Annotated in this window: 21 protein-coding genes, 1 tRNA gene, 1 pseudogene and 1 riboswitch; of the genes and pseudogenes, 8 read left to right on the forward strand and 15 right to left on the reverse strand. The window is 56.2% G+C overall.

The window, feature by feature from the left end:
• Positions 1 to 41: 41 nt before the first annotated feature.
• Together BP38_RS0108100 and BP38_RS0108105 are read right to left on the reverse strand one after the other, a co-directional pair.
• The gene (locus BP38_RS0108100; protein WP_026987317.1) at positions 42 to 707 is read right to left on the reverse strand and encodes a Crp/Fnr family transcriptional regulator; all 666 of its coding nucleotides are present in this window, start codon (positions 705 to 707) and stop codon (positions 42 to 44) included.
• Positions 704 to 1,174: an RrF2 family transcriptional regulator gene (locus tag BP38_RS0108105; RefSeq protein WP_026987318.1), complete on the reverse strand. Its 471-nt coding sequence runs from the start codon at positions 1,172 to 1,174 to the stop codon at positions 704 to 706. The genes BP38_RS0108100 and BP38_RS0108105 overlap by 4 nt, the downstream gene beginning before the upstream one ends.
• A gap of 120 nt (positions 1,175 to 1,294) precedes the next feature.
• On the opposite strand from BP38_RS0108105, the gene BP38_RS0108110 reads away from it, so the two are divergent.
• Positions 1,295 to 1,930: a peroxiredoxin gene (locus tag BP38_RS0108110; protein WP_026987319.1), complete on the forward strand. Its 636-nt coding sequence runs from the start codon at positions 1,295 to 1,297 to the stop codon at positions 1,928 to 1,930.
• 111 nt (positions 1,931 to 2,041) lie between these two features.
• Positions 2,042 to 2,332 carry a hypothetical protein gene (locus BP38_RS22950; RefSeq protein WP_437123993.1) on the forward strand — a complete coding sequence of 97 codons (291 nt, stop codon included), beginning with the start codon at positions 2,042 to 2,044 and terminating at the stop codon, positions 2,330 to 2,332.
• A 160-nt stretch (positions 2,333 to 2,492) separates the two neighbouring features.
• Here BP38_RS22950 and BP38_RS23325 read toward each other — a convergent pair.
• Positions 2,493 to 2,636: pseudogene (locus BP38_RS23325) on the reverse strand (DUF6538 domain-containing protein); the annotation flags it as partial.
• 256 nt (positions 2,637 to 2,892) lie between these two features.
• Here BP38_RS23325 and BP38_RS0108120 point away from each other — a divergent pair.
• Both BP38_RS0108120 and BP38_RS22200 read left to right on the forward strand, forming a co-directional pair.
• Positions 2,893 to 4,038 (forward strand): tyrosine-type recombinase/integrase, encoded by a 1,146-nt coding sequence (locus BP38_RS0108120; RefSeq protein WP_026987321.1) that lies wholly within the window; start codon positions 2,893 to 2,895, stop codon positions 4,036 to 4,038.
• A gap of 142 nt (positions 4,039 to 4,180) precedes the next feature.
• Positions 4,181 to 5,254 (forward strand): type I restriction endonuclease, encoded by a 1,074-nt coding sequence (locus BP38_RS22200; protein WP_081816539.1) that lies wholly within the window; start codon positions 4,181 to 4,183, stop codon positions 5,252 to 5,254.
• Between the two features lie 676 nt (positions 5,255 to 5,930).
• Here BP38_RS22200 and BP38_RS0108135 read toward each other — a convergent pair.
• The 6 genes from BP38_RS0108135 to BP38_RS0108170 form a co-directional block, all read right to left on the reverse strand.
• Entirely contained in the window at positions 5,931 to 6,602 is a 672-nt protein-coding gene (locus tag BP38_RS0108135) for a hypothetical protein (RefSeq protein ID WP_026987323.1), read from the reverse strand.
• A gap of 4 nt (positions 6,603 to 6,606) precedes the next feature.
• Entirely contained in the window at positions 6,607 to 7,182 is a 576-nt protein-coding gene (locus BP38_RS0108140; RefSeq protein WP_026987324.1) for a hypothetical protein, read from the reverse strand.
• Entirely contained in the window at positions 7,182 to 8,129 is a 948-nt protein-coding gene (locus tag BP38_RS0108145) for a hypothetical protein (RefSeq protein ID WP_026987325.1), read from the reverse strand. The genes BP38_RS0108140 and BP38_RS0108145 overlap by 1 nt, the downstream gene beginning before the upstream one ends.
• Before the next feature lie 5 nt (positions 8,130 to 8,134).
• Complete coding sequence (locus tag BP38_RS22205; RefSeq protein WP_081816540.1) at positions 8,135 to 10,690, reverse strand: DNA-primase RepB domain-containing protein; 2,556 nt, start codon at positions 10,688 to 10,690, stop codon at positions 8,135 to 8,137.
• The gene (locus BP38_RS19705; protein ID WP_155992303.1) at positions 10,687 to 11,031 is read right to left on the reverse strand and encodes a plasmid mobilization protein; all 345 of its coding nucleotides are present in this window, start codon (positions 11,029 to 11,031) and stop codon (positions 10,687 to 10,689) included. The genes BP38_RS22205 and BP38_RS19705 overlap by 4 nt, the downstream gene beginning before the upstream one ends.
• A 244-nt stretch (positions 11,032 to 11,275) precedes the next feature.
• On the reverse strand, positions 11,276 to 13,696 hold the full coding sequence (locus BP38_RS0108170) for a replication endonuclease (protein WP_026987329.1): 2,421 nt from the start codon (positions 13,694 to 13,696) through the stop codon (positions 11,276 to 11,278).
• Between the two features lie 480 nt (positions 13,697 to 14,176).
• Here BP38_RS0108170 and BP38_RS22555 point away from each other — a divergent pair, with 480 nt between their 5' ends.
• Complete coding sequence (locus BP38_RS22555) at positions 14,177 to 14,776, forward strand: hypothetical protein (RefSeq protein WP_155992305.1); 600 nt, start codon at positions 14,177 to 14,179, stop codon at positions 14,774 to 14,776.
• Between the two features lie 375 nt (positions 14,777 to 15,151).
• On the opposite strand, the gene BP38_RS22560 is transcribed toward BP38_RS22555, so the two are convergent.
• Positions 15,152 to 15,637, reverse strand: coding sequence for a hypothetical protein (locus BP38_RS22560; RefSeq protein WP_155992307.1), 486 nt, complete (start codon positions 15,635 to 15,637; stop codon positions 15,152 to 15,154).
• Positions 15,638 to 16,171: 534 nt separating this feature from the next.
• On the opposite strand from BP38_RS22560, the gene BP38_RS19710 reads away from it, so the two are divergent.
• A complete protein-coding gene (locus tag BP38_RS19710) occupies positions 16,172 to 17,170 on the forward strand; it encodes a hypothetical protein (RefSeq protein ID WP_155992309.1) in 999 nt (332 codons plus the stop codon).
• Positions 17,171 to 17,405: 235 nt separating this feature from the next.
• Here BP38_RS19710 and BP38_RS0108180 read toward each other — a convergent pair.
• Positions 17,406 to 17,496 (reverse strand) — tRNA-Ser (locus BP38_RS0108180).
• Between the two features lie 174 nt (positions 17,497 to 17,670).
• Positions 17,671 to 17,888, forward strand: a riboswitch (cobalamin riboswitch).
• A 126-nt stretch (positions 17,889 to 18,014) separates the two neighbouring features.
• Here BP38_RS0108180 and BP38_RS0108190 point away from each other — a divergent pair.
• Both BP38_RS0108190 and BP38_RS0108195 read left to right on the forward strand, forming a co-directional pair.
• Positions 18,015 to 18,500 carry a copper chaperone PCu(A)C gene (locus tag BP38_RS0108190; RefSeq protein ID WP_026987330.1) on the forward strand — a complete coding sequence of 162 codons (486 nt, stop codon included), beginning with the start codon at positions 18,015 to 18,017 and terminating at the stop codon, positions 18,498 to 18,500.
• 151 nt (positions 18,501 to 18,651) lie between these two features.
• The gene (locus tag BP38_RS0108195; RefSeq protein ID WP_051609121.1) at positions 18,652 to 19,410 is read left to right on the forward strand and encodes a glycerophosphodiester phosphodiesterase family protein; all 759 of its coding nucleotides are present in this window, start codon (positions 18,652 to 18,654) and stop codon (positions 19,408 to 19,410) included.
• Between the two features lie 5 nt (positions 19,411 to 19,415).
• Here the strand turns inward: BP38_RS0108195 and BP38_RS0108200 are convergent, their stop codons facing one another.
• The 4 genes from BP38_RS0108200 to ugpB all read right to left on the reverse strand — a co-directional run bounded on the left by BP38_RS0108200 (position 19,416) and on the right by ugpB (position 23,686).
• Entirely contained in the window at positions 19,416 to 20,519 is a 1,104-nt protein-coding gene (locus BP38_RS0108200; RefSeq protein ID WP_026987332.1) for an ABC transporter ATP-binding protein, read from the reverse strand.
• Positions 20,520 to 20,530: 11 nt separating this feature from the next.
• Positions 20,531 to 21,379 (reverse strand): sn-glycerol-3-phosphate ABC transporter permease UgpE, encoded by an 849-nt coding sequence (gene ugpE, locus BP38_RS0108205; protein WP_026987333.1) that lies wholly within the window; start codon positions 21,377 to 21,379, stop codon positions 20,531 to 20,533.
• Positions 21,379 to 22,260, reverse strand: coding sequence for a sn-glycerol-3-phosphate ABC transporter permease UgpA (ugpA, locus tag BP38_RS0108210; protein WP_026987334.1), 882 nt, complete (start codon positions 22,258 to 22,260; stop codon positions 21,379 to 21,381). The genes ugpE and ugpA overlap by 1 nt, the downstream gene beginning before the upstream one ends.
• Positions 22,261 to 22,363: 103 nt before the next feature.
• A complete protein-coding gene (ugpB, locus tag BP38_RS0108215; protein ID WP_051609122.1) occupies positions 22,364 to 23,686 on the reverse strand; it encodes a sn-glycerol-3-phosphate ABC transporter substrate-binding protein UgpB in 1,323 nt (440 codons plus the stop codon).
• Between the last annotated feature and the right edge of the window lie 194 nt (positions 23,687 to 23,880).

The following is a 23,880-nucleotide window of genomic DNA, read 5'->3' on the forward strand; positions in this document are numbered from 1 at the left end:
TCTGAAAACCGGCGGGTGGAACTGCGCGCAGGGAATTTCATTCAATCGCTTTCGGCGATCCGCGCCAGACTTTCCCGGGAGAGCAGCCGGATCCGGCCGCGGGCCTGGCTGACAAGCCCCCGCTTTTGGAAGTCCTGCAGCACGCGAGAAATAACCTCGCGCGCCGTGCCCAGCTCTCGGGCGAGGTCGTCATGTGTCGCCGAAACTACTTCGGCATTGCCGGCAAGTGCGAGAAGCCTCGCCGCAAGTCGTACATCGATCCGACCGAACGCCACCTCGTCGACGACGTGGAGCAGATCGAGCAGACGGCGGGAATAGGCCGCGAACACGAATCTTCGAAAACTCGGCTCTTCCGCCGCAAGGAGATCGAAAGTGTCTTTCGAGAGCACAACGGCAACCAGCGCCGTTTCGGCAATGCCCTCGGCGTTGTAGGCCTCCTCTGCCAGCATGCAGGCCGTCGTCAGCACACAGCTTTCGCCCGCCTCCACCCGGTAGAGAACGATCTCCCGCCCCGATTCTGCCGTTTGCGAGACCCGGAGCGTTCCTTCGACCAGAAACAGCAGGTTGTCCGGACGATTGTCGGGGTTGAAGACGATCGCGCCACTTGCGTACCGTACGACCTGTGCGCTGGCGAGGAGCCGGTTCCGCACCGCGCGGGGAAGGTCACGAGTGCCCTGGAACCGCTCGGTCCAGTCTCCGATGGTCATGGCTTGCTCCGCATTGGCGCCAAGGCCTGTTTCTCGGCGGTTGCGATGCGCACCAGGAGTTGATCGCGATTGGCGGAGATATCAGCCACCGTGAGATCGTCGAGAACGGCCATGAAGGCGCGCGTCGCCTCGTGCAGACCCCGGGAAAGCCGGCAGACCCCGATGAGGGGACAGGTGTTCGACGCCGGGTTGAAGCATTCAACCACATCGAGCGGCCCCTCGGTCAGCCGAATGACGTCGCCCACGACGATCTCCTCGGCTGGACGGGCGAGCTGGAACCCGCCGCCACGCCCGCGTTGGGTGTTGACGAAGCCCGCGCATCCCAGTTCGTGCACAATTTTCACGATATGCGGCCGTGCCAGCCCGTGCACCCGCACAACGTCGTCAACGCGGATGAGATCGGGTGCCCTGAGTGCGGCAAGTTGAAGCGATCGAAGCGCATAGTTGGAATATGCCGTGAGCTTCATCTGTATCTCCCAGCGAAACTTCTACTCAGAATATAATTTTTTTGCAAGCTAGGTGACAATGTCACTTAACTGCACGGCAATGGGCGGTAGACTGTTATCACTCAATCGAAAGGAACCATCATGCCTCTGCTTCTCGGAGATACTGTCCCGGACTTTACTGCCGACACGACGCTCGGCCCGATCTCATTCCACGACTGGATTGGCGACGACTGGGCCTTCTTCTTCAGCCATCCGGCCGACTTCACTCCGGTCTGCACCACGGAAATGGGCCGAACCTCTCAGCTTAGCGCCGAATTTGACAAGCGCGGCGTGAAACCGATCGGGCTCAGCACCGACACCGTCGACGAACATCTGGAGTGGATCGACGATGTGAACGACACCCAGAACACCACGTTACGGTTTCCAATCGTCGCGGACCCGGACCTGAAAATCGCGCGCCTCTATGACATGATTCATCCCGCCCAGTCCGAAACGGCCGCGGTGCGCTCGGTCTTCATCATCGACAATGCCAAGAAGCTTCGTCTGACGATGACCTACCCGATGAGCGTCGGGCGCAACTTCGATGAAATCCTCCGGGTTATCGACGCGCTCAAGACCGGCGACACAAGGGGTGTGGCGCTGCCAGCCGACTGGCGTCCGGGCGACCGCGCGATCATCCCCCCGAGCCTCAGCGACGCCGACGCAAAGGTTCAGTTCCCGCAGGGGTTCGAGACGCTTCGTCCCTACCTTCGGATGGTCGATATCGACCCAGCTTGAACGCAGGTACCCGACCTGTTCGATCTGTCTTCAGCCGAGATACTGGCGCGCCTGCAGTTTGCCTTCACGATCGGGCTGGCGAGTTGGCTCATAATCCTCAACGCGCTTTGGCTGAAGACAGGCGACAACACCTATCTCGCGCTATTCGAGCATTGGAAGAAGATCTTCGCCGTCGCATTTGGCATGGAGGGTCCTCTCCGGCATCGTGATGTCTTACTTGTCCGAGAACACCAACTGGTCGGTGTTCTCAGGACAAGGCGGCCCAGTCGTGGGGCCGCTCAAAAACGGCTTTGGGATCATGCCTTCTTCGGCGGCTCGCGAGTGGCCGCGCTCTGTCAGGGCATCGCACTCGGCGCGCTGGTGCGGGGATCTTTGCAGGCCCGGATATCGTCGTTCGCATAACCCGCGATCCGCTTGCTTCCGGCGACTTCATCAAGCCAGCTCGCGCGAGGACATAAGTTATCCCGCATGCGCGTGTCATTCTCCGCACGTTCGCTCCAGAAGATATCCAGTAGCTCAGGTGGGCGGCATTGACACCGTTGCGCATGGTTGCAATCAATGCCAGCCTTCGCGCCTGCTGTCCATCGACGAGGACGAGCGAACGGCGGATCTCGCCTTTTCCGAGAAGATCCCGGAGATCCCGGGGCACCGGGATTCGGAAGTGCCAGCGGGCGCCGCGGCGCACCAGGTTCACGGAAGAGCCCATGATCTGTACCACCCTGTTGTACCAGCCAACTGTACCAGTCAAGGGGTGGGACAAATTCTGGCCCTGTAACTCATTGATTTTATTGTTGGTCTCCAGGGAAATGGCGGAGAGGGAGGGATTCGAACCCTCGGTAGGGGGGTACCCTACAACGGTTTTCGAGACCGTTCAACATAGTTGAGAATAAAGGATTTTCCGTTTATACTGTGCACGAATTACGCTATATTTACCCATCAAACCGTTACAAGAGGTGGGGCATATGCATTTGCAGCGTACGTCGGTCGGAAACTATTCTGTTATTGTGGACATTCCCAAAAACTATCCGAAGCCGGTGAAGGCACGCTCAATATCCCAGACTTTCAGGAAAAAGAAGGATGCCATGCAATGGGGGAGGGATACTGAGGCGGCTATCAGGAAAGGGGAATGGGAAGATCCTCGGATTGAGAAGGAACCCGAACCGGTTCCAGAGGAGAAATGGTTTCCAACGCTTTGGCAAGTATTAAACGGTTATCATAAAATTGAAACAAACTATAAGAAGGGTTGGAGGCAAGAAAGAACCCTAATAAAAAGATTTATGAACAATTATGAATGGCTTGTTTCAAAGAAAATTAATCATATAACATCTGGACATATAGCTGAATACATAGTGGAGCGCCAGCGAGCAGGGTGCAAGCCCTCGACTATTAGGAATGAAGTGAATACGTTGTCTGCTGTCTATGGGAATATTCAGAATAAACCAGAGTTCGCCGAAGTTGAGAATCCTGTGAAAAAACTGCGCGCTGAAAAGCGCCACCGTGGTGGTATTCCACGTCCGTCCTCTCCGCGTGAACGTCGGTTTCGGAACGGCGAGGAACGAGCTATACGGCGTGAGCTAGCTGTGGGTCTGGACGGTCAGGAGATGCTGGCCTTACTGGAATTGGCACTGTCAACGGGCGCCCGGATGGGAGAATTGTTATCCTTCCGCAGAAGCTGGCGCATTGAGCCTGATGTGATTCGTGTGCCCGACACGAAAAATGGTTCCGAACGGAATGTGGTGCTGTCGTCAGTGGCTCAGTCGGCGCTTGATGCACTCGATGAATTACCCCGCCGTCGCCGGGGTAGTGGCCTTGATGAGTATTTTAGTCTGAGTGTGCACAATGCGGAATATCGTTGGAGTGAGGCGCGGAAGCGCGCAGCAAAGGATTTGTCTGGGATAAAAGATTTGCGATTTCATGATATGCGCCACGAGGCTTTGACGCGTATGTCATTGGCTGGCTGGGGGTTGAGGGTGCTGATGCGACAGTCTGGTCATAGCAGCGTCGCTCAGCTGATGCGGTATGTGAATCCCAATGACGATGACGTGAGAAAGCTGATGAGAAAGCATGAAGTGGCTCATGCTGGTGAGTTTATTGAGGGTGCTACCTAGACTTATCTCGCACTGATGATGTGGCCTGAGTCGGGGTCTGGGAACATATTTCTAGCCTTGCTTTTCAAATTCCTATCATTGCTCAAAAGAGTTTGTCTTGGCATGGTTGCACGTCATGGAGGCAAATAAGAGGGTAATGTAAATGGATCTTACTGATGGTGTTCGTGATCTTGCGAAACGGGCTAACGTGGGCAAGCAAACAGCCCAAACGGAAGAGGCCACAAAAAATGCGACAGTTCTGCCATTCTTAAGGATGCTTGGATTTGATGTCTTTGATATTAGGCAGGTAATACCGGAATACACTGCAGATGTTGGAGTGAAAAAAGGGGAAAAGGTGGATTATGCCTTAAAAATTAATGACGAAATAAAAATGCTTGTTGAGGCAAAGCCAATTAATACAGAACTATCTGAAGCTCAATATACTCAATTATATAGATATTTTTCAGTAGAGGATGTTAGAATTAGCCTGCTTACAAATGGAAGGCAGTATTGGTTTTTTTCAGATATAGATGAACCAAACAAAATGGATAGACTTCCATTTTTTATGTTTGATCTAGAAAGTTTTGATGATGCCGATATTAAAGAATTGGCTAAGTTCCATAGGGAAAAATTCAATTTAGAAGCAATACTTTCAACTGCCGCAAACATGAAATACACACATGCGGCGGCCCGTTATCTCAATAGCCAAATGCGGGATCCGGAAGATGAATTTGTTAAATTAATAGGCCGCCAATTTTATGATGGAAATATGACCAGAACGGCTATTGAACAACTTAGAAATCCAGTTATTTCGGCATTTGAGCAGATTATTCGTGACCGCATTCAGGATCGACTTCAAGTTGCTTTTCAATCTGAAGGGGACGCCCATGCCGGTGGTTCTGAAGGTGATGAAGTTGAAGGTGATGATTTAGAAGAATCTGAAATAGAAACTACTGAGGAAGAATGGCAAGGGTTTTATATTGTTCGGGCCATTGCATCAAATGTACTTGAGGAAGTAGATCGTGTAACAATACGTGACCAAAAGAGTTATTGTTCTATTATTCTTGATGATAACAACAGGCAGCCAATATGTAGATTATGGTTTAATTCACAGAAGGTGAAGCATATTGGATTGTTTGATGAAGGTAAGAATGAAGACAAGAATAAAATTAAAAAAGTCACAGATATCTATAAGTATAAAGAAAAAATACAAGAAACAATTAAAAGATATATTTAGTCTATGGGAACGCCTCACCTCCTATAAGGAGGTGAGGTAGGGAAAATTATATTGATGCATAATTTTTCCGATATATTACTCTAAAATTCGCGTGACCAGATAATTATACAGTCCCAAATTATATCGATCTCGACTTCTCCGGCCCAGTCCACCTCTTTAGCCAAGTCCCCAGCGAACCTCTCGCGCGCTGTTCCTTTCTCCCAAGCTGCCAACGATTTCTGCCGAATCTCAGCGCCCTCCGTCGTCTCGGTTATGTCCGTGAACGTGCCTTCCACGCCCACCGCAGCGATCCGGAGATCAGGTTCCGGTAGCATGTCTAATGGTCTCCTGAGTTGTGTTAAGTCCGACCAGGTATTAGCAACCTTGGGTTCAATGCGCCAGGAAAAAAGTTATTAACCTATTGATTTTGAACAATTCCTTGTCAACATTCATGAGTCCTTGGCCGCCCAAGGATTTTGCAAGGATTTCCAGCAAGGATCTTGAGGAAAGCTTTTTCCTCACCCCCCAGGTGGGGGATGATCTCTTGTGTCAAATCCAGAACGTGAAGGCCCGAGGCTCGGCGGTCTCCCGCCATGTCGAGAGACGATGCATCACTTCCGGGTTCCCGGTGCGCCACTGGAGCCGCCGGAGGCGGCGAGAGTAGCGGACCCCGGAATGATGCTCCGCATCCGCCGCATCATGCGGCGGCCTGCTTCTCCATGTCCTGCTGGATCTTCTTCCCAATCTCGCCTGAGTATATGCCATCGAAAATGGATTCCAAACATAGCGACCCATCTTGGGGCAGTATGAACGGCCGGGGCTGCCAGCCTTCGAGGAGGGCATGCGCCCAGGATTCGAAGAGCCTGGCCTTCCGCTCCTCTGGGTTGCGGTGATACGGGTCGTGCCAGTCGTACCCAGTGCTCGTGTGTTGCTCCAGCACACGATGTGCCTGGCTGGATAGGTGTGGGCTGATGATGTGAAAACACTCATGGAGCGCCGTTGTGATCAGCCCGACAGTGGTGACATCTAGAGCCAATGTGATGCTCTCAGGGGCAGTATCGTGCGCAACTCCGCACGTCCGCGCCCAAGGCCGCCCGTGGCGATCCTGGCGGATGTTGTGTGACATCCGCATCGCGGCCTCCTCTTCACCTATCATCCGCCACAGCCCCGGCCCAGCGTGCACATGCTCTAGCCAAGGACATATTGTGCGAATGATCGAGATGGCTACAGGAAGGGTCTCCAGAGTGCCTTCCGGGATATACGCGGATGTGATGCGGTAGTCCAAAAGCGTGGGCGGCCGCCACGCCGCCCCCGGCGGTAGCTCGATGGTGCTGCCGTCGAGGGCGTATATGGTGCGGTGCTGGCCCATGTTATCACCATGGAGCCCGTGGGCGCGGGGTGTCCTGCCCAGGGTCGGCCTTGGCCTTGGGTGCGCGGTGAGGCCGTTCTGCATCCCCGATATTCGCAGCTACTATGATCTGGAGGGAATAGTGTGCCCCGCGGATTCCGTATCGGCCGTGCACGCAGATCGCGCGCTCGATGTCCTCTTCGTCGTATCCGGCGGCAAGACATGCCTTGGCCGCACCATAATCGCCAGCAGCCTGGTCGTTCGCGAGCACATGCGGGCGGATCGCCGCATACGCGTGGAGAGCGGGCATCGAACTCTCCGCGCCCTGTAGTATCCTGGTTGTTAACTCACTGCCTTGTTGCTCACCGCCCACGCGCAGAATGCCTGTCAGGGCCGCTCTCACGGCCTGTCTGGTGTGGCCGGTATATAGTGCATCCATCGATCCGAAGACCCCGGCCCGCGTCTCGTTCATGATGTCATCGCCGTGCTCCTGAGTGTATGATTGGATGATCTCACGGGCACGCGTGATCTCGTCCTGCAGCTCCTCTTCGTTGGTCTCGGGTTCGTCTGGCGTGGTGGTGTCATTATGGTCATGTGTCATCATAAGTCTCCGTAGGTTTGGGATTTCGGTGGTGAGGGCGGCTGGGGTAATCCCAACCTGGTGGAGTCCAGGGTGTCATCTGGACTGTCAGAATCCGGTTCAGGCTCGGGCTCAGGTTCGGCAGGTGGAAGGTCTAGCTCTCCGGTGCCGGGACCCGGAGCAATATGCACATGTCGAGGATGGGTAGCGGCCACGGCACCCAAGCACTCCCAATGATCCAACAGCTCTTTGCGTTGCATGTCAGAACCGGCCTGTTCGGCTTTCCGGGCCTTTGTGAGCATCCTTCGCAAGCCATCTCCGCTGGTCCTATTGGCCAACGCAATGATCAGTTGCGAGTGTCCGCCTTTCACTGCTGCTGGAGGAGGAGCGCCAAGACCCCCGCCAGCCTTCCACTCGATGTATGCCAGGGCTGCTCTCCAGCGGCTGCCGGTAGGCATCATGAAGCCTTTTGTGAGCTGGGGGTTGTCAGTCAGGCGGTATTCCCGCAAGCGCTTACCGAGTGTGACAATGGCGTGCGGCTCGGTCGCCTGCCCGTCTTCGGCCCAATCCTCCGGCGGCACCCGGTCATCATCAGGGTCGGCGTGGTCGCGCGCGAGGATGGGGTGTAGGTCTCTGAGCGCATGCCACAGCGCCATTCCCCACACGGTAGCCAGCACCATGTCTCCGAGGATGTTGTCTATCATGTGGGTGATTTCGCCCCCGGAGGGCGGCTTCTTCTGGTATTGCTTCATCCCGAACTCGTCGCGCAGTCGTTTGCGGCCCGCGACGAGGCCTTGGTAATCCCTATCTTTCCGTGCTTTCCGGCGCATGCCCTTCTCGATCATGACACCCCTCAAGGCGGCCACCTCGGCCAGGGTTGGTAACCTACCCAGGCGCTGGGCGAGGTAGCGCACGAGCTCGTGGTGGCTCGGGAAATCGTCGGGCAAAAAGTCGAATTCATCTTCCATGGGCGCTATCTCCTGAATGCGGGAGCTGGCTGGTGCTGTTGCTCGGCGGCAATCTCTCGCGCGCGTGCGATCGTGCGCTCGATGTACTGTTCGGCGCGGCCGTTCTTCTTGGTGTCCAAGGATGGTCGCGCGGCCTGGATGGCATCTGCAATCTCGCGGTCTGAGAAGCCGCGCCGGATGAGTGCCAGGGAGCCTGAGAAGTCAAGTGCACTCTGGTCATCGGTCTTCGCGGCCGCCCGTGACCGTGCGGCCTGGAAGACGGCGATGGGGTCTTGTGTCTGCCGTCCTGGTGTCCGCCGTGCCCTCGGTCCCGGAACGGGGAATGTTGTGGCCTCCTTGGCCTGCTGGGCGGCTTCCTTCATTTTGGCCTTGATCTCGGAGACCAGTTGGGGGCCTTGGGGAGTAACGCCTTCATGCACGCTCTCAACGCGCGCGTAAGGGGGCAGGCCGTGGGGCTGGACCCTGCTGGGCTTTCTGTTCGTGAAGCCCGCTAAACGGCCAAAGCGGCGGCTGGTGGCCGCGCCGGGGTCGCCCGAATACTTTTCGGCCAGCGCTTTGTTGACTTCCTTGATTTCCTGACGGGTCAGTTCACCTCCGACGCGAACCCATCCTTGATAGTTGCCGGGCGAGGACTCGATAAGGCAGGTGACCGGCAGGCCGTCTTTGAACATGCGGTTTGCCGTAGTGAGGTCGATATCATCGATGAACGCTAACCCCTGGGAAGCCTCTTGCTCGGCGGTGGGCCTGACGTAAATGTCGAAGCCGTCGCGGTTGAGCCGCCTCAGCCATGATTTGGCCTTCTCCAGGTCTGCCCGGGAGCCGGTGCGGAGAGGGCTGGGGTTGCGCTGGTATCCTTTCGGAGGAATAGCCTGCCATTCATATTGAGTGGCATTCAGTGCATCGAGCTGGCGGGCCATGTTCCGGTCTGTGGCGTCAGTCTTGCCTCTGGGCGCAGCCGGTACACCGGCTGCGGCGGCCAAGTTCCATCTCGGGGAGCCGGGTGCGGGTTCCCGGGCTTCCATGCGCTTCTTCTCATCTTCAACGATGGATTGAAGTTCGGGGTTGGTGACTGGCAGGCCATTCCTGGTTGCCTCCCGTGCTGCCCGCTCTTTAAATAGGTCACTGCCGGTAAATTTGATAGCCTTCCACTCTTTCGCTTGCGCTTCCGCAATCATTAGCTTTACGGCGGCGTTTGTGGGCTTATTGGTTGTTATGTGGCGGCCGTGGTCGGCAATCCGTGCACCGTCGTTCAACGCAATGATGCGGCGATCTTGGTCTACGAAGCGGAGTTGTTCGCGAAGTGATTCGGGTAATTTCTGATTGTACAGAGCGCCCCAAAGCTCGGCCTTATACAGCTGCTTCCCGTTGTCAGCGGGTTCTACAGAACCCCCTTCGTCAAGAGAATCGTGGTCGCCGTCATCAGGGCCGTGGCGGCGGTCAGGACTGCGCATGATGTGAGGGTGAACCGCACGACCCGGGAGAGCCGGTTTGCGTTGGCGGCGACCTGACCCTGTATTTCCTGGACGGTTTCCAAGGTTCTTTGAGCCTCCTGGCTTGACCTGTGCAGTGTCTGGTTGGCCTTGCCCGTTCTCTGGATCATGGCTGTCATCGTTGCCGCGATCGGCTCCAACGTGCGGGCCAGCTCCTCGGCGTGGTCTGCTGAGGTTAGGTGTTTCAGGTCCTGCTTCAGGAGCTCCAAGTTCTCCATGTCCTCTTTCAGGAGTTGCATCCGCACTTTGTGATGTGCAGCTACGGAGGAGTTCAAAGTCTCTGTTCGGGTCATATGATAGCCCCTTCGTCTGAAGATTTTTGAGCGTGTACCCGCGTCCGAGCTTCTTGCTCGTTACAGCTTTTCCATCCATCTCATAGCTGAATCCGTTCAGCTTGCCGGTGCTGGCAAGATTGGGCAGCACGGTGATTCCACAGGATTCCAGACCTTGGACGAATTGAGGTGCGGTAACGGACCCGGTCTCATCGGCAAGGGCTGCATCTATGGCGTCAGAGATAATCTGGCGAATGGGTGCTTCCCCTCGCTCTGCCTGGGATATCTCTGCCATCGACGGCGCGCGGCGGTGGTCGGCAGCGCGTTCGGGGGTGAGGAGGTGCGAGGATGGTACGCGTTTGAGGTCGAACCGTTCTTCAATCTCTCGCAGTATAGCTTCGGTGCGCTCGTAGTCGTTCTTGTCGGATACGGTGGTGCCGTCCAGCGCAACACGGCTGGCGACGATGTGGATGTGATCGTTGTGGGATATGATCGTGTATCCATCGTGGCCCATCTGCTCGGCCCACATCCGCCCGACTTCGGACCACTCTTCATCCGTCAAATCGCGATCGTCAGGGCTTTTCCGGATACTGCAGTGGGTCACATGGCGGCCTAGTCCGGGCCGGAGTTCGCGCAGGTTGCCGAACTCGCGGGCGATCTCGCCGGGTGTCTGGCCGGAAAATGTGCCGCCGAGGATTCGTGGTTCCCTTTCGCGAGCTTTCCCGTTCATATCCCGGTCTCCGAGGGTATAGTTGAGTACTCCACGGCTGCCCCGGCCTTTCGTGACATTCCCGATCATCGAGCGGACTCCTGGTCGGCCCCGATGAGATGATTCCTCAAGTCGCGCACGTGGGCGTTTATTTCATCGATGCGCCGCAGAAGGGTCTTCCCGGTCTCACTGTCGGCAGGCACTTCTCCTCGGTTAACCGCACGCGTGATCTGGTTGAGGTTCCCTAGACATCTCGCCAGGTCGGACCAGGCCGCTTGGTTGATGGCGGGAATCTGGCGGGGAAGGCGGGGGCGGCGGCCCAGGGCCTGGGCGCGGATGAACTCGGATACGTGCATGGCTCCAGCACGCGCGAAGATGTGGGCGTGTTCATCGTCTGTCAGCCGAATGCCGATTCTTTTTTTCCGTGGCATGATGTGTCTCCCTTGGTCCCGATGCGAGCGAAGCGAGTGAGGGCAAGCGTCGTTGTCGAACAACGACATTGCTTGCTCCTGACCTACCCTGGCCCTCCTATCAGGTTAGGGTGAACAAATGCGGAACGCAATGATCTCGTGAAGAAAAAATCCTGGTAACACCGATCTGGGACTTATGAATCACATTTCGCTAGTTGTGAATCACGATCCGTGAACGCGAATTACTTAAATATGTTGACAAAACCTACGTGGTATCTGCCATCCAGGACAGCCGGGTACCGCGTAGCCGGTGCATTTTTCCGGTCTCTCTCAGCTTGTTTACGATGCACCGCGCCCGTTCGGATTCCTGAAGTGATGTATGCTCCGCCTGCGAAGGGGGTGCGGGTGTGAGCAGGGCCTGCAGGCCAGCGGCAGCGATTGCTTCGTCTATCGCATCGGCCTGCTGCTGCAGCCGCGCGGGCACGCGCGGGGGGACTTCCGCGTCTCCTGCGGTCTCCAGTAAAGCCGTAATTGGGGTCTGAGGTGATCCGGAATCCGGAGGATCGTGGCCGTCAGGAGGGTGCTCATGGTCACCCGGCGGGGCGTCAGCCCCGCAACTTGAAGAACTGATAACATTTGAAAGTGGATTTGTTTTCAGGGTGTTATGACCCTGTCCACTAACCTCACGGATAGTCCAGACCTCCTCCCGCACGACCAGGGTGACGGGACGGGTGTGTTTGACCTTTATCTCACCATCAACCGTGACGAACTCATAGGGGGTGGCCTGGGGGTGGACATAGTGGGTAGTGGTGTAGACGGTGTCACCCCACGTTGACCTTCTCTCACCGCGCCGAGGAAGCAAGCGGGGATGTTCAGACAAACCCCCGAGCAGCACCAGAACGGTTCCCCACTGTCTCTTCTTCCAGGCATGCAGGATAGAGCGGATGCGCGGTATCTCGCTATCGATGTCCCGGGTGCTCTCTTCATCTTCGACTTGCCGCGCGAGACGTTGCACCGTCTGCCACAACGCCAAGGTTCCTGGTCGCAATCCGACCAGGGAAATTCTGCGGGCGCCAATGTGAGAGGCCCATGCAGCGGCTCTTTCATGACCAGGATCATCCTCGCTCTCCGGCGCTGAATTGCTTCTCAGCGACTTGAGAACGTACTTCATGATATACGTGGTCGGGGAGCTCAGGGATGGGTCTACGACTCGGACTACAGCGGCAGGCCCTGCGCTGAAATCGCGCGGTTTTTCGTTCTTATTTTCATCGACTGCGCTACGCGCGGCTTTCTCTTTTTCTATCGTCGTGGGGAAATGACGATCGATGGCGTTGAGAAATTCGTCGTGCATCTCTTCGCGTATCCAAATACATGCGTGCAGGTGGGGAGTGCCGTCGCGCTGCGGTTCAATTACCCTGGCTCCGAACGGCGAGTTTCCGGCCTGCCGCATCCAGGCCATTATCCAATGCCATCTGCGGTTGATTTCCTTCGCAGCCATGGATGGTGAGATGCTTGGGTCGCCCCGCTTCCCGGATTCGGCGTGTAAGTGGAATTTTGATGGTAGTGTGAGTGTGACGAACAACGGCAGTAGGCCGCGTCGTTCGCCCTGCTCCTGCATGCCATTAATTACTGCATACCACCGCGCTTCGCGTCCTCGTGCAGCTGATGCGGCCACTTCGGCTAGGGACACGGCGGTCTCTTCTCCGCCGACGTTCCGGTAGATTTCGTGAGTCTCCAGAAAAGCTTGGCCTTTTTCCTGAACCTCCCGCCAGCGCCGCAATTGCCAGTTGTCCGCATATGCGGGCAGGCGCTTCCTGGGAGGGCCACCGACCAAACCCAGGATGCCAGCAGCCCATGCGGCCGATTTGCCAATCTTGCGCCGCAACCGGCGGCGGCAGGATTTTGCATCCCGCTCCCGCTTATGGATACCGCCGCCCTGCGCGGCCTTTTTCCGGGCACCTTTTAGGCGGCGGCGAATCTTCTTCACGGCGGCCTTCTGCTTCCTGGCGGAGAATGCGTGGTTTGGAACATTCGCTTCTTGGATAAAAACCAATCCCATTCCCAGTATCCTCCTGGTGCTCGTTATGTCCTGATGCGCCCTTCGAAGACCTTCGTTCACTTTCTGCCGCCGAGCAAAATCTTGCCGCCGCCGTGCAAGCCAAGCAACGTGAACCGCCTCGCGTCCCTCAGTGATGCGGGTTGCTTCTTCAAGGAGTTCTTCGTCTGTCGATGCGAGTAGCCGGATGGTGTCTCGGGGTACATGCTCCAGGCCTTGGCATGCATTGGAGATGGACCGCGCGAGCGGCTTGAGATCTGCCAGACGATAATGGTCCGCCTCGATAGCCTGAAATCTATCTAGCGCCTCCTGGCCGCTTTTTTCCTCCATCCACTGACGCTCATTATAGGTATACGGGAGAGGGGCATCATTCGGCGGTCGCATCCAGCGTGTCCATGTCGCCATATGTCCATAGTCGCGGCGGTAGATCGCTCTGTTTTCCAGTTCTTCCGCGAAGGCGGCCTTTGGGTCTGGCTCTGGCGGAATCAGTGCGAGGTGTAGGTCGTCCGGCTCCTCGTCCCCGGTGCCGCCATGTCGGCGGAGAAGCGTTCTTTGCCAGGCGCGCGGCAGGCACTGGAACAAGCGCAAGCCCTTCTCTTCATGCTCACGCTGCTCCTGCAGCCAAGCCATCGGGTTGGCTTTGTCAACAATGTCAACATAGTTTTGAGGGGGATCTGTGATCGGAGCGGATTGCTTATCAGCAAACCTGCTCAATTACCGCCGTGAACGGCGGGAACCTGAAGGTTGACAATAGTGAATGCGCGTATCATGATTAACTCATATCTGGTTAATTTTAAAGGCCGCTAGGGTTCCCGCCCGTTGATGCGGCCTTTACTTCATGATGTCCCGGGACAAACCAGGAACGCAATAGGTTTGTTGCAAGACACACCTCCATCCCCTTCGTGGTGGGATGGAGGAAAAGGTTATCTTCTTCTTTTTATTTGGAGCCTGCCATCGCCCACCTGGTGCAGAGTTTCCTATGGGAAGCCTATGGTTGCGCTTCTAATTGTGTGGGATAAACTAAAATTATAATTTGTGTAGCAAGTAGGGATTCAAGTTTTCTTGATGACAGGATGTTGAAATCACCTGATCCAAAGGGATAAGCCTTAAATGCGAAAAGCCATATTAAATTCTTTGGTGCTTATCACCTCTCCCTTGGCAATTTTAGTGATAGTGTCAGCTTGGGTAGCGTGGCCAGTTTCAGGGATAGTGCTTGTATTTGATGGTGCTTGGTACTTAATTTTATTAGGTATATTAACAACTATATTGTTGCCATATATTTACATTTTCCTAAAAATAAAATATATTTCCATATTATATAAACCATATCGATTTATAATCGAAAATACAAATAATGAAGGTTTATTATATAAAATAAGCATATCTCTCATAATGGTTATAGCTATTGTATTTCATATAGCATTAATATTATTAATAATATTATCTGTATATAATTATATTCCATACTATTCTGGAATTAGCGTAGAGGGAAAAAATTATATTATCTTTGAGTACTTTTGGTATCCTGAATATAGTTGGAGTGTCTTATTATGGTGCCATGGTATTATATCAGGAGCATTTAGTTATATACTAAGCAAAGAATCAAGTGATAATCATTTTGCGACGTTCTTTGTTATTTTTATTTCTTTAATTTCTCTGATTATATGTATAAATTTTTCCCTTCAAGATATAATTGGGTGGGAATTTTAGCGTAGACAATTCAAACCTCTGACTAACCCCCATAGTTTTCTATTAAGATATGGGGTGGTAGGGGCTTTGAGGAGCCTCCGAACGAGCAGCATTTGGCTCTCGAAGCCACCACCTGTCCAAAATTGTTGTGCTCGTGAGCCCCGCTCAAGCGGGGGTCTTCGCAGCTCATATGTGGCTGCGCTAACGGTAGCAGGGCCGCAGCAACAACGCTGTGATCAGTCACGAGCCAAACCCCGGGGACCCGCTCCTTTCTGAGCCAGCTCACCAAAAAACAAAAGGTGAGTGATTGACTTCCGCGCGCCCTCCAGAATTAGTTGTTTGAAATTTAGCATTTAATAGTGTGGCCATTCCGAGAACTGGAAGGAATCTTATGATTTAATTTCTCGGATAATAGAAGATATCAAATTCATTCTCAAAATATTCCTTTATACAAAAGAATGTATCGATTCCGTGGATGTGCTCGTAGTTAAAAGCCGTACCATGCAGATCTGTTAGATCAAAATGCATTCTACCAAATCTATATTCACGACGAAACCTCTCTTTAGTTATCCACCACTTCGGTTCAGCGATATCATGTGCAAATGCATTGCGGATCTGGTAAATTAGAGAAACACATTGATCATTTTCGCTATCAATTGTTTCTGGAAGTGGAATATTTAGTTCTTCGCGCACTCTATTCAATGTAATTGCCGCTGCCCCAAAAGTTATAGTTAAGTTATTTTTTAAGGTTTTTAATGGGCCATCTTGATTCTTATTAATTGCATTATCCACCTCATCAATATTTATTTTTCCTTTGATTCTGCAATTCAAGAGACTGCGGGAAAACTCCAATTGCTCAAAAGCTATTGGTAGGTATTGCATGTCCCCTCCCTTGCTAATTTTTGTACTCTTGCTAGATCAAAGCATAATAAGATTAACTTTGTCCACAGAGTTACTGTTTTGCCCCTTCAAGACTGCCCGCTCCTCCTCCTTCTTCCTCAAGATTGGCGCCTCCGCATGGCGGGAAATGGATATTATGACAATCCTAGGAAACCTTCACCTTCCCTACGATCATGCGCGGGCGTTCCGCCTTGGCCTACGGCAAATCCGGTTATCTCCACGGTAGCCACTCTCAAAATTTGTTGCCTCATTGTTGCCTCGGGAAAGTCGCGCAAGCAGGGGGCTTCACGCCGCACATACGGACGCGTTAACGATACCAGGACCTCTGCTGTCCTAATTTTCTCTTATTTTTCAGAGCCTTGGGAGTAAATGGCGGAGGGAGGGGGATTCGAACTCCCGATAGGGCTATTAACCCTATAACGGTTTAACGACCCCTTATAAGGGTGTTCACATTTTACAACATTAATGTTCAGCTTCTCTCTGGTGGTCTTTCTCAACCCGATAAGGTTGGATTACATGGACGAAGAAGAGGACCTGCAAGAGACCGCACCGGAAAAGATCCCAGTATCTGTGAACGGCTTCCAGGACACCACGGACGCTCAGGATTTTGCGTATTATATTGCGTACACGGTGCGGGCGATCAGTCGTTACATTGACCTCAGCCGTCTCGATGGAATTACGGTCGCCTTTGATTATGACAAAGCACTTGCTGCGTTGGATCGAGGCTATGAAGCGATGCACCCCCTGACACCAACCACGGATGACCGGGTGCTGGGTGTTGGCATGGCCCCGGCAGTCATTCGAGATGGCGTGATTAAATGCCACCTTGTTTTTAATGCCCCCATGGTGCTGCCAATTCAGGATGAAGCTCAGGAGGGTTTCAAGAACGCGCTCTATCTGATCGCCCATGAATGTGCACATGTCGAGGAACTACTACATCGCGACGAGCGTTTTCCTGGCACAATTCTCCAGCCCGTTATCACAGACTACGAAGAAGCGGTCCTGTCCAGCATCACGGATGCATTGTGGTCTGAGTATGCCGCCTGCCGATTGAGTGCCATCTTTGGAGATGAAGAGGCCTCCGCCTATGAGGAATGCTTTGTCGGAGCTTTGGATGTGGCCCGCACCCAAGCTAATGAGAGGATACGAGACTATCGCGTGCACGGTGAGATCAATCGCCTCCTGGAAGAAGCTGGGCGGCCACTTTGCGAGCCACTGCGATTTGCTGCCTATCTGTCAGGACATCTGGATGGCCGCGACGAAGATTGGAGTGCAGTACCCACAGCCCGAGAATGTGTTGCCAAAAGCGAGTATGCGCCGTTCATAGAGCGGATGGTAGAGGCCCTCCGTGAACTCTGGAATACGGCTGATTCTTGGGAATCGCTTACTGTCTTCGATCCGTTGAAGGACATCGCCCGTGACGCTCTGGAAATGGGCGGGATTATTCTGATCCATCAGGATGATGGAACTTTATATGTAGACGTACCGTATTCAGAAGAAACAATGCCGATTTAGGATGAATTCCAACACAGTCTTGGTGTGGGGTATGAACTGAACTTCGAGGCTGGCTGAGACGGGACGCCGAAAAATTTTCTCGGTCTCAGAGTGTCAACATAGTTTACGCTATGTTTACGCCGCCAGGCCGTAAATCAGGCGTAAACAGCGGACATAGCGAGAACAACCGAATTGCCCAGCGTGACAATCTGCTCTTTCTAATGTCTCGATTTTCGTAGTATCTTCAGTAGGTTAATGGCGGAGAGGGAGGGATTCGAACCCTCGGTAGGGGGGTACCCTACAACGGTTTTCGAGACCGCCCCGTTCGACCGCTCCGGCACCTCTCCGCGGCTCTGGTCGCCGGGCTGTCTGGCAGCCTTTTCGCGACCGGGTCGAGCAGGCGCGGAACCTAGCGCAAGCGCCGGGCTCCTGCAACCCGCTCTGGTGTCCTGAAATGCAGGCGGACGAGGCGGGTGCGGGCGTTGGTGGCGTGGCGCTGGACAGCGCGCGCCTGTTCTGCGATCCTCTGTCGCTGTCATGGTTTTCCGGTGGGGCGGGGCTGGCTCCGTCAGGCCGGGAATGAAAAGGGAACCCGGTGAAAGACCGGGGCTGCCCCCGCAACTGTGAGCGGTGCGTTGACCGTCGCTGGAGTCACTGGCTGTTATTGATGGCCGGGAAGGCAAGACGGTCGGACCGACGAGCCGCAAGTCAGGAGACCTGCCATGGCACAGAAGAATTCATCCGACCGGAACGGGGTGTGTCCGGACACGAAGGAGATTTGATTGCCGCCGCACGGCGTTCACTTCCTGGCCCTACTCCCTATTTCAGGTCGCTGTTATTACAAGAAGACCGGAGTCCAAGAGCTATGCGCATTCTCATACTGACAGTCTTCCTGGCTCTCGCCGGAAGTGTTTCCGCCGCCTTTGCCCACCACGACGGTGAGCGTTCCGCGGCCGCCAACATGGTGGTCAGCCATGCCTGGACCGTGGAGAACGCGGCCAACGCCCACGCCAATGCCGTCTACCTGACCCTGGAGAACACCGGTGAGGCAGGCGATCGCCTGGTCGACGCCGAGGTGGACTTTGCCAATGGGTCCAGCTTCCGTGCGCCGGTCATGGACGAAGACGGCAACTACAGCATGAGCCCGGTCGCGGCCATCGGCGTGCCGGCCGGCGAGTCCGTCACCCTGCAGCCCGGCGGCGTGCAGATCGTCCTGGAGGACCTGCAAGGCGAATACCGCGCCGGCGATCACTTCCACATGACGCTGACCTTCGAGAAGGCCGGCAGTGTCGAGGTGGAAGTTCTGGTCGAGGACCTGGACGAAGCCGAGTCCGATACGCCCAGCAGCTGAGGCCCGTTACAGACGAATGGCGAATCAGGCCCCGTTCCCGCTTGCCGGGGGCGGGGCTGTTTCATTTGCGCGGGCAGAATCATGGACCTGATGCCGGGGCTGTGATAGCTCCTTTTGCTTGCCAGGCCGCCCAGCCGGGACAAGGCGGCCCATGAAACAAGAGGGGAAGATCCAGGGAATGAAGAAACTGCCGAAGATCATCGGGCATCGCGGGGCGGCCGGCCTGGCGCCCGAGAACACGCTGGCCGGCTTTCGCAAGACGGTGGAAACCGGCGTGCGCATGATCGAGCTGGACGCCAAGCTGACCTCGGACAGCCACGTGATCGTCTTCCATGACGAGACCCTGGAGCGCACGACGGACGGCCAGGGGGCCGTGGCCGAAACCTCCTATGAGGCCATCGCGAAGCTGGATGCCGGGCGCTGGTTCGCCCCGGAGTACGAGGGCACGCGCGTGCCCCTGCTGTCGGACACGCTGGACTATTTCCGCGAGAACGACATCGCCGTCAATGTGGAGATCAAGCCCTGTCCCGGCCGCGAACGGGAAACGGCGCTGAAGACGCTCGAGGTCCTGGCGGCGCACTGGTCGGAAGACGCACCGCTGGTGGTGATCTCCAGCTTCCAGCGCCTCTGCCTGGACCTGGCCCAGGAGCAGGCGCCGCACTGGCCGCGGGCGCTTCTGACGCATCATTTCGAGGATGGCTGGAAAGAGGCCGTGAAGGAACTGAAGGCCTATAGCGTTCACGGCAACTTCGCTGCCTTCGGCAAGACCCGGGCCATGGATGTGCAGCTACTGGGGGCGCAGGCGGCGGCCTATACCGTCAACGATATCGAAACCACCAAGATCCTCTTCTCGGCCGGCGTCGATTCCATCATCACCGATCGCCCGGACATGCTGGCCGCCTGGTTGTAGCCAGCTCAGGCGGCGTTCTGCCCGTAATAGAGGCTCTTGCCGCTGTCGCGGTCGAAGAGGTGCAGTCTGCGTGGCCGGAATGCCAGGTGCACCACCTCGCCATTTTTGACCTGGGGCACGCCGGACAGGCGGGCGATGATCAGCGTATCCAGGTGCGGAACCTGTCCATGCAGCAGGGTATCGGCTCCCAGCACCTCCACGAGGTCCACGGTCAGGGGCAGGCTGGCCTCGTCCGGGCTTTCCTGGGTCAGGTGCAGGTCCTCGGGGCGCAGGCCGACGGTCACCGGCTGATCGGCCTGGATGGCGTCGGTCACCTGGGGCAGCGGGATGGAGAAATCCTGGCCGATGACCACCGATTGACGGTCCGCCGCGATCCGCCCCTCGACAAAGTTCATCGAGGGTGAGCCGATGAAGCCGGCCACGAAGATGGAAGCCGGCCTTTCGTAGATCTCCAGCGGGGTGCCGATCTGTTCCGCCACGCCGGCATTCATCACCACCAGGCGGTCGGCCATGGTCATGGCTTCGACCTGGTCGTGGGTGACATAGAGCGACGTGGTGCCCAGGCGACGCTGGAGCTGGCGGATCTCCACACGCATCTGCACGCGCAGCTTGGCGTCCAGGTTCGACAGCGGCTCGTCGAAGAGGAAGATGGACGGCTCGCGCACGATGGCCCGGCCCATGGCCACGCGCTGGCGCTGTCCGCCCGAGAGCTGGTTGGGCCGGCGGTCCAGGTATTCGCCAAGTTGCAGCAGGTCGGCGGCGTCGTTGACGCGCTGTTCGATTTCCTGCTTCGGGAACTTCCGGATCTTCAGGCCATAGGCCATGTTCTGGCGCACGGACATGTGCGGATAGAGCGCATAGTTCTGGAAGACGATGGCGATGTCCCGGTCCTTGGGCTCGACACGGTTGACCATCCTCTCGTCGATGTGAATCTCGCCGCCGGAGACCTCCTCCAGGCCGGCCACCATGCGCAGCAGGGTGGATTTGCCACAGCCCGAGGGTCCCACGACCACGACGAACTCGCCGTCCTGCACCTTCAGGTCCACGCCGTGGATGACGCGGACCTCACCGAATTCCTTGATGACATTGTCCAGCCGCAGCTCGGCCATAACACTTGTTCCTATTTCTCGGTTTCCACCAGGCCCTTGACGAAGAGCCGCTGCATGAGAAGGACCACGATCACCGGCGGGATCATGCCCAGCATGGCCGTGGTCATGATGGCGTTCCACACCGGGACCGTATCGGAGACGTTCAGCATGCGCTGGATGCCCATGACGATGGTGTAGTAGCGCTCGTCCGTGGTGACCAGCAGGGGCCAGAGGTACTGGTTCCAGCCATAGATGAAGAGGATGACGAAGAGCGCCGCGATGTTGGTCCGCGACAGCGGCAGCACCACGTCCCAGAAAAAGCGCATGGGACTGGCGCCGTCCATGCGTGCGGCTTCCAGCAGCTCGTCGGGAATCGTCAGGAAGAACTGCCGGAAGAGGAAGGTCGCCGTGGCCGAGGCGATCAGCGGCAGGGTCAGGCCCACGTAGCTGTTCAGCAGGTTCAGGCTGGAGGCCACGCCATAGGTCGGCAGGATGCGCACCTCGACCGGCAGCATCAGCGTGATGAAGATCAGCCAGAAGAAGAACATCCGGAAAGGAAAGCGGAAATAGACGATGGCATAGGCCGACAGCAGCGAGATGGCGATCTTGCCGATGGTGATGCCCAGGGCCATCACCATGGAGTTGAACATCATCAGCGCGACAGGCGGTGCGCCGGCCGTGCTGAGCCCTTCGCCCAGGACCAGCTTCATGTTCTCGAAGAACTGGTCCCCCGGAAGCAGCGGAAAGGGCGGGCGCTGAAGCGCCGGGCCGGTGTGGGTCGTGGCGATCACCATGATGTAGATGGGGAAAACCACAGCGGCGATCCCCAACAGAAGGATCAGGTGCGAGGAGAACTTTACCCAGCGATTGTTCTCGACCATCAGTACTGCACCTTCTTCTCGATGTAGCGGAACTGGAAGACGGTCAGGGAGATCACGATGGCCATCAGGATGACCGACTGGGCCGCGGACCCGCCCAGGTCGAGTCCGACGAAGCCGTCGCGATAGACCTTGTAGACCAGGATCGAGGTGGCGCGCGAGGGACCACCGGCGGTGACGGCATGAACGATGCCGAAGGTCTCGAAGAAGGCATAGACCACGTTGACCACCATCAGGAAGAAGGTGGTGGGCGAAAGCAGCGGAAAGATGATGGTCCAGAAACGCTTGAAGGGTCCTGCACCGTCGATGGCGGCGGCTTCGGTCAGCGACTTAGGGATGGCCTGAAGCCCCGCCAGGAAGAACAGGAAATTGTAGCTGATCTGTTTCCAGGTGGCGGCCACGATGATCAGCATCATGGCATCGGTGCCATCCAGGCGGTGGTCCCAGTCATAGCCGACGGTCTTCAGGAACCCGGAAATGATCCCCAGCGTGGGATCGAACATGAAGGCCCAGAGCGCACCGGCCAGCGCCGGAGCCACGGCATAGGGCCAGACCAGCAATGTCTTGTAGACGCTGGAGCCGCGAATGACACGGTCGGCCATGGTGGCAAAGCAAAGGCCCAGCGCCATGGCGGAAAAGGTGACGGCGGCGCTGAAGACGATGGTGATCCGGAAAGAGTGAAGGTAATTGCCATCGCGAAAGAGGGCGATGAAGTTCTCGAACCAGACAAACTCATAGCTCAGCCCGAAGGCATCCTCGATCAGGAGCGACTGATAGAGCGCCTGGGCCGCCGGCCAGATGAAGAAGACCAGAGTGACTGCAATCTGCGGCAGGACCAGCAGATAGGGCAGATAGGATCGGCGGAAGTGAACGCGTTTCAGCATGCGGTGGCCGGATGTCTGGCAAAACGACTAGGGGGAAAAGACAATCCGGCCGGAAGAGTCCTTGATACTCTTCCGGCCGAAGTTGTCAGCGCGTGACGAACGCTCAGTTGTTCTGGCGGTGGAATTTCTCCATTTCGCCATTGGCGCGTTCTGCGGCATCGTCGAGGGCATCAGAGGCGGATTTTTCGCCAGCGAAAGCCGCTTCAAACTCCTCGTTGATGATGTCGCGGATCTGCACGAAGTTGCCGATGCGCAGGCCCTTGGAGTTTTCCGTGGGCTCGTTCAGGTTCATCTGCTCCACGGAGATGTCTGCGCCCGGGTTCTCCTCGTAATAACCCTGCTCCTGGGTCAGCTCGTACGCGGCCTGGGTAATCGGCAGGTAGCCCGATTCCTGGTGCCATTCGGCCTGCACTTCCGGGGAGGAGAGATATTCGAAGAATGCGGCAACGGCCTCGTATTCCTCGTCGGAATGGCCTTCCAGGACCCAGAGGGAAGCGCCGCCGATGATGGAGTTCTGCGGGGCACCTTCGGCTTCCGGCCAGTAGGGCAGCATGGAAATGCCGAACTCGAAGTCTTCGACATTGGCGTTCAATGCGGCCCGTGAGGCGGAGGATCCCATGTACATCGCGCATTCGCCGGCGATGAACTTGGGCCGGCTGTTGCTGTAGCGTCCACCGTAGCTGAAGATGCCATTCTCCTGCCACTCGGCCAGCTTGCCGATGTGCTTCTTGTGCAGGTCGCTGTTGAAGCGTGCCTCAATGTCCGTACCGGCAAAGCCGTTCTCTCCGGTGACGAAGGGCACGTTATGAAGAGCGCTGAAGTTCTCCAACTGCACCCAGGACAGCCAGCCGGATGTGAAGCCGCATTCATAACCGGCATCCAGCAGGGCCTGGGAGTATTCCTCGACCTCGGGCCAGGTGCGCGGCGGCTGTTCGGGGTCCAGGCCCGCTTCCTCGAAGGCGTTCTTGTTGTAGAACACGACCGGCGTCGAGCTGTTGAAGGGCATGGAGAGCATGTCGCCTTCGGTGGTCGTGTAGTAGCCGGTCACGGCCGGCAGGTAGGCCTCTGGATCGAATTCGATCTCGGAGTTCTCCATGACCTCGTAGACCGGGCGGATGGCGCCTTCGGCGGACATCATGGTCGCGGTGCCGACTTCGTAGATCTGCACGATATGCGGCTGTTCGCCGGCACGGAAGGCGGCGATGGCACCGGTCATGGTGTCATTGTACTCGCCCTTGTAGACCGGGTTGACGGCATAGTCGTCCTGGCTGGCGTTGAAGCCGTCCGTGATGTTTTCCAGAAGTTCTCCCAGGCTGCCGCCCATGGCATGCCACCATTGGACCTCGGTCTGGGCCAGGGCCGGCGAGGCCAGAAGAAGGGTGGTTGCGGCCGTGGCGGCCGCCAGGGTGGTCTTTCGGGTTCTCATGCGTTTCTCCTTGCTGTTCGGATTGTGGTTCCCGGTTCTTAGTAGGACCAGGTTATAGTCTGACGACACAACTATGAAGGTTTTGTTACAACAAGTTTAAGCACACTCCAGCAGACGAGAGAAGAGCGAGTTTATCCACAGGACAGGCGATCGAAGACAGGCCGAAAACAGAAAACGCCGGCTTTGACAGCCGG

The organism is Fodinicurvata fenggangensis DSM 21160 (assembly GCF_000686045.1).
GTDB lineage: Bacteria > Pseudomonadota > Alphaproteobacteria > Kiloniellales > DSM-21159 > Fodinicurvata > Fodinicurvata fenggangensis.

Bases quoted from the DNA above. Each gene is read 5' to 3' on its own strand.
- BP38_RS0108100 (WP_026987317.1), bottom strand. From the start codon at position 707: ATGACCATCGGAGACTGGACCGAGCGGTTCCAGGGCACTCGTGACCTT.
- BP38_RS0108105 (WP_026987318.1), bottom strand. From the start codon at position 1,174: ATGAAGCTCACGGCATATTCCAACTATGCGCTTCGATCGCTTCAACTT.
- BP38_RS0108110 (WP_026987319.1), top strand. From the start codon at position 1,295: ATGCCTCTGCTTCTCGGAGATACTGTCCCGGACTTTACTGCCGACACG.
- BP38_RS0108120 (WP_026987321.1), top strand. From the start codon at position 2,893: ATGCATTTGCAGCGTACGTCGGTCGGAAACTATTCTGTTATTGTGGAC.
- BP38_RS22200 (WP_081816539.1), top strand. From the start codon at position 4,181: ATGGATCTTACTGATGGTGTTCGTGATCTTGCGAAACGGGCTAACGTG.
- BP38_RS0108135 (WP_026987323.1), bottom strand. From the start codon at position 6,602: ATGGGCCAGCACCGCACCATATACGCCCTCGACGGCAGCACCATCGAG.
- BP38_RS0108140 (WP_026987324.1), bottom strand. From the start codon at position 7,182: ATGACACATGACCATAATGACACCACCACGCCAGACGAACCCGAGACC.
- BP38_RS0108145 (WP_026987325.1), bottom strand. From the start codon at position 8,129: ATGGAAGATGAATTCGACTTTTTGCCCGACGATTTCCCGAGCCACCAC.
- BP38_RS22205 (WP_081816540.1), bottom strand. From the start codon at position 10,690: ATGATCGGGAATGTCACGAAAGGCCGGGGCAGCCGTGGAGTACTCAAC.
- BP38_RS19705 (WP_155992303.1), bottom strand. From the start codon at position 11,031: ATGCCACGGAAAAAAAGAATCGGCATTCGGCTGACAGACGATGAACAC.
- BP38_RS0108170 (WP_026987329.1), bottom strand. From the start codon at position 13,696: ATGGCTTGGCTGCAGGAGCAGCGTGAGCATGAAGAGAAGGGCTTGCGC.
- BP38_RS22555 (WP_155992305.1), top strand. From the start codon at position 14,177: ATGCGAAAAGCCATATTAAATTCTTTGGTGCTTATCACCTCTCCCTTG.
- BP38_RS22560 (WP_155992307.1), bottom strand. From the start codon at position 15,637: ATGCAATACCTACCAATAGCTTTTGAGCAATTGGAGTTTTCCCGCAGT.
- BP38_RS19710 (WP_155992309.1), top strand. From the start codon at position 16,172: ATGGACGAAGAAGAGGACCTGCAAGAGACCGCACCGGAAAAGATCCCA.
- BP38_RS0108190 (WP_026987330.1), top strand. From the start codon at position 18,015: ATGCGCATTCTCATACTGACAGTCTTCCTGGCTCTCGCCGGAAGTGTT.
- BP38_RS0108195 (WP_051609121.1), top strand. From the start codon at position 18,652: ATGAAACAAGAGGGGAAGATCCAGGGAATGAAGAAACTGCCGAAGATC.
- BP38_RS0108200 (WP_026987332.1), bottom strand. From the start codon at position 20,519: ATGGCCGAGCTGCGGCTGGACAATGTCATCAAGGAATTCGGTGAGGTC.
- ugpE (WP_026987333.1), bottom strand. From the start codon at position 21,379: ATGGTCGAGAACAATCGCTGGGTAAAGTTCTCCTCGCACCTGATCCTT.
- ugpA (WP_026987334.1), bottom strand. From the start codon at position 22,260: ATGCTGAAACGCGTTCACTTCCGCCGATCCTATCTGCCCTATCTGCTG.
- ugpB (WP_051609122.1), bottom strand. From the start codon at position 23,686: ATGAGAACCCGAAAGACCACCCTGGCGGCCGCCACGGCCGCAACCACC.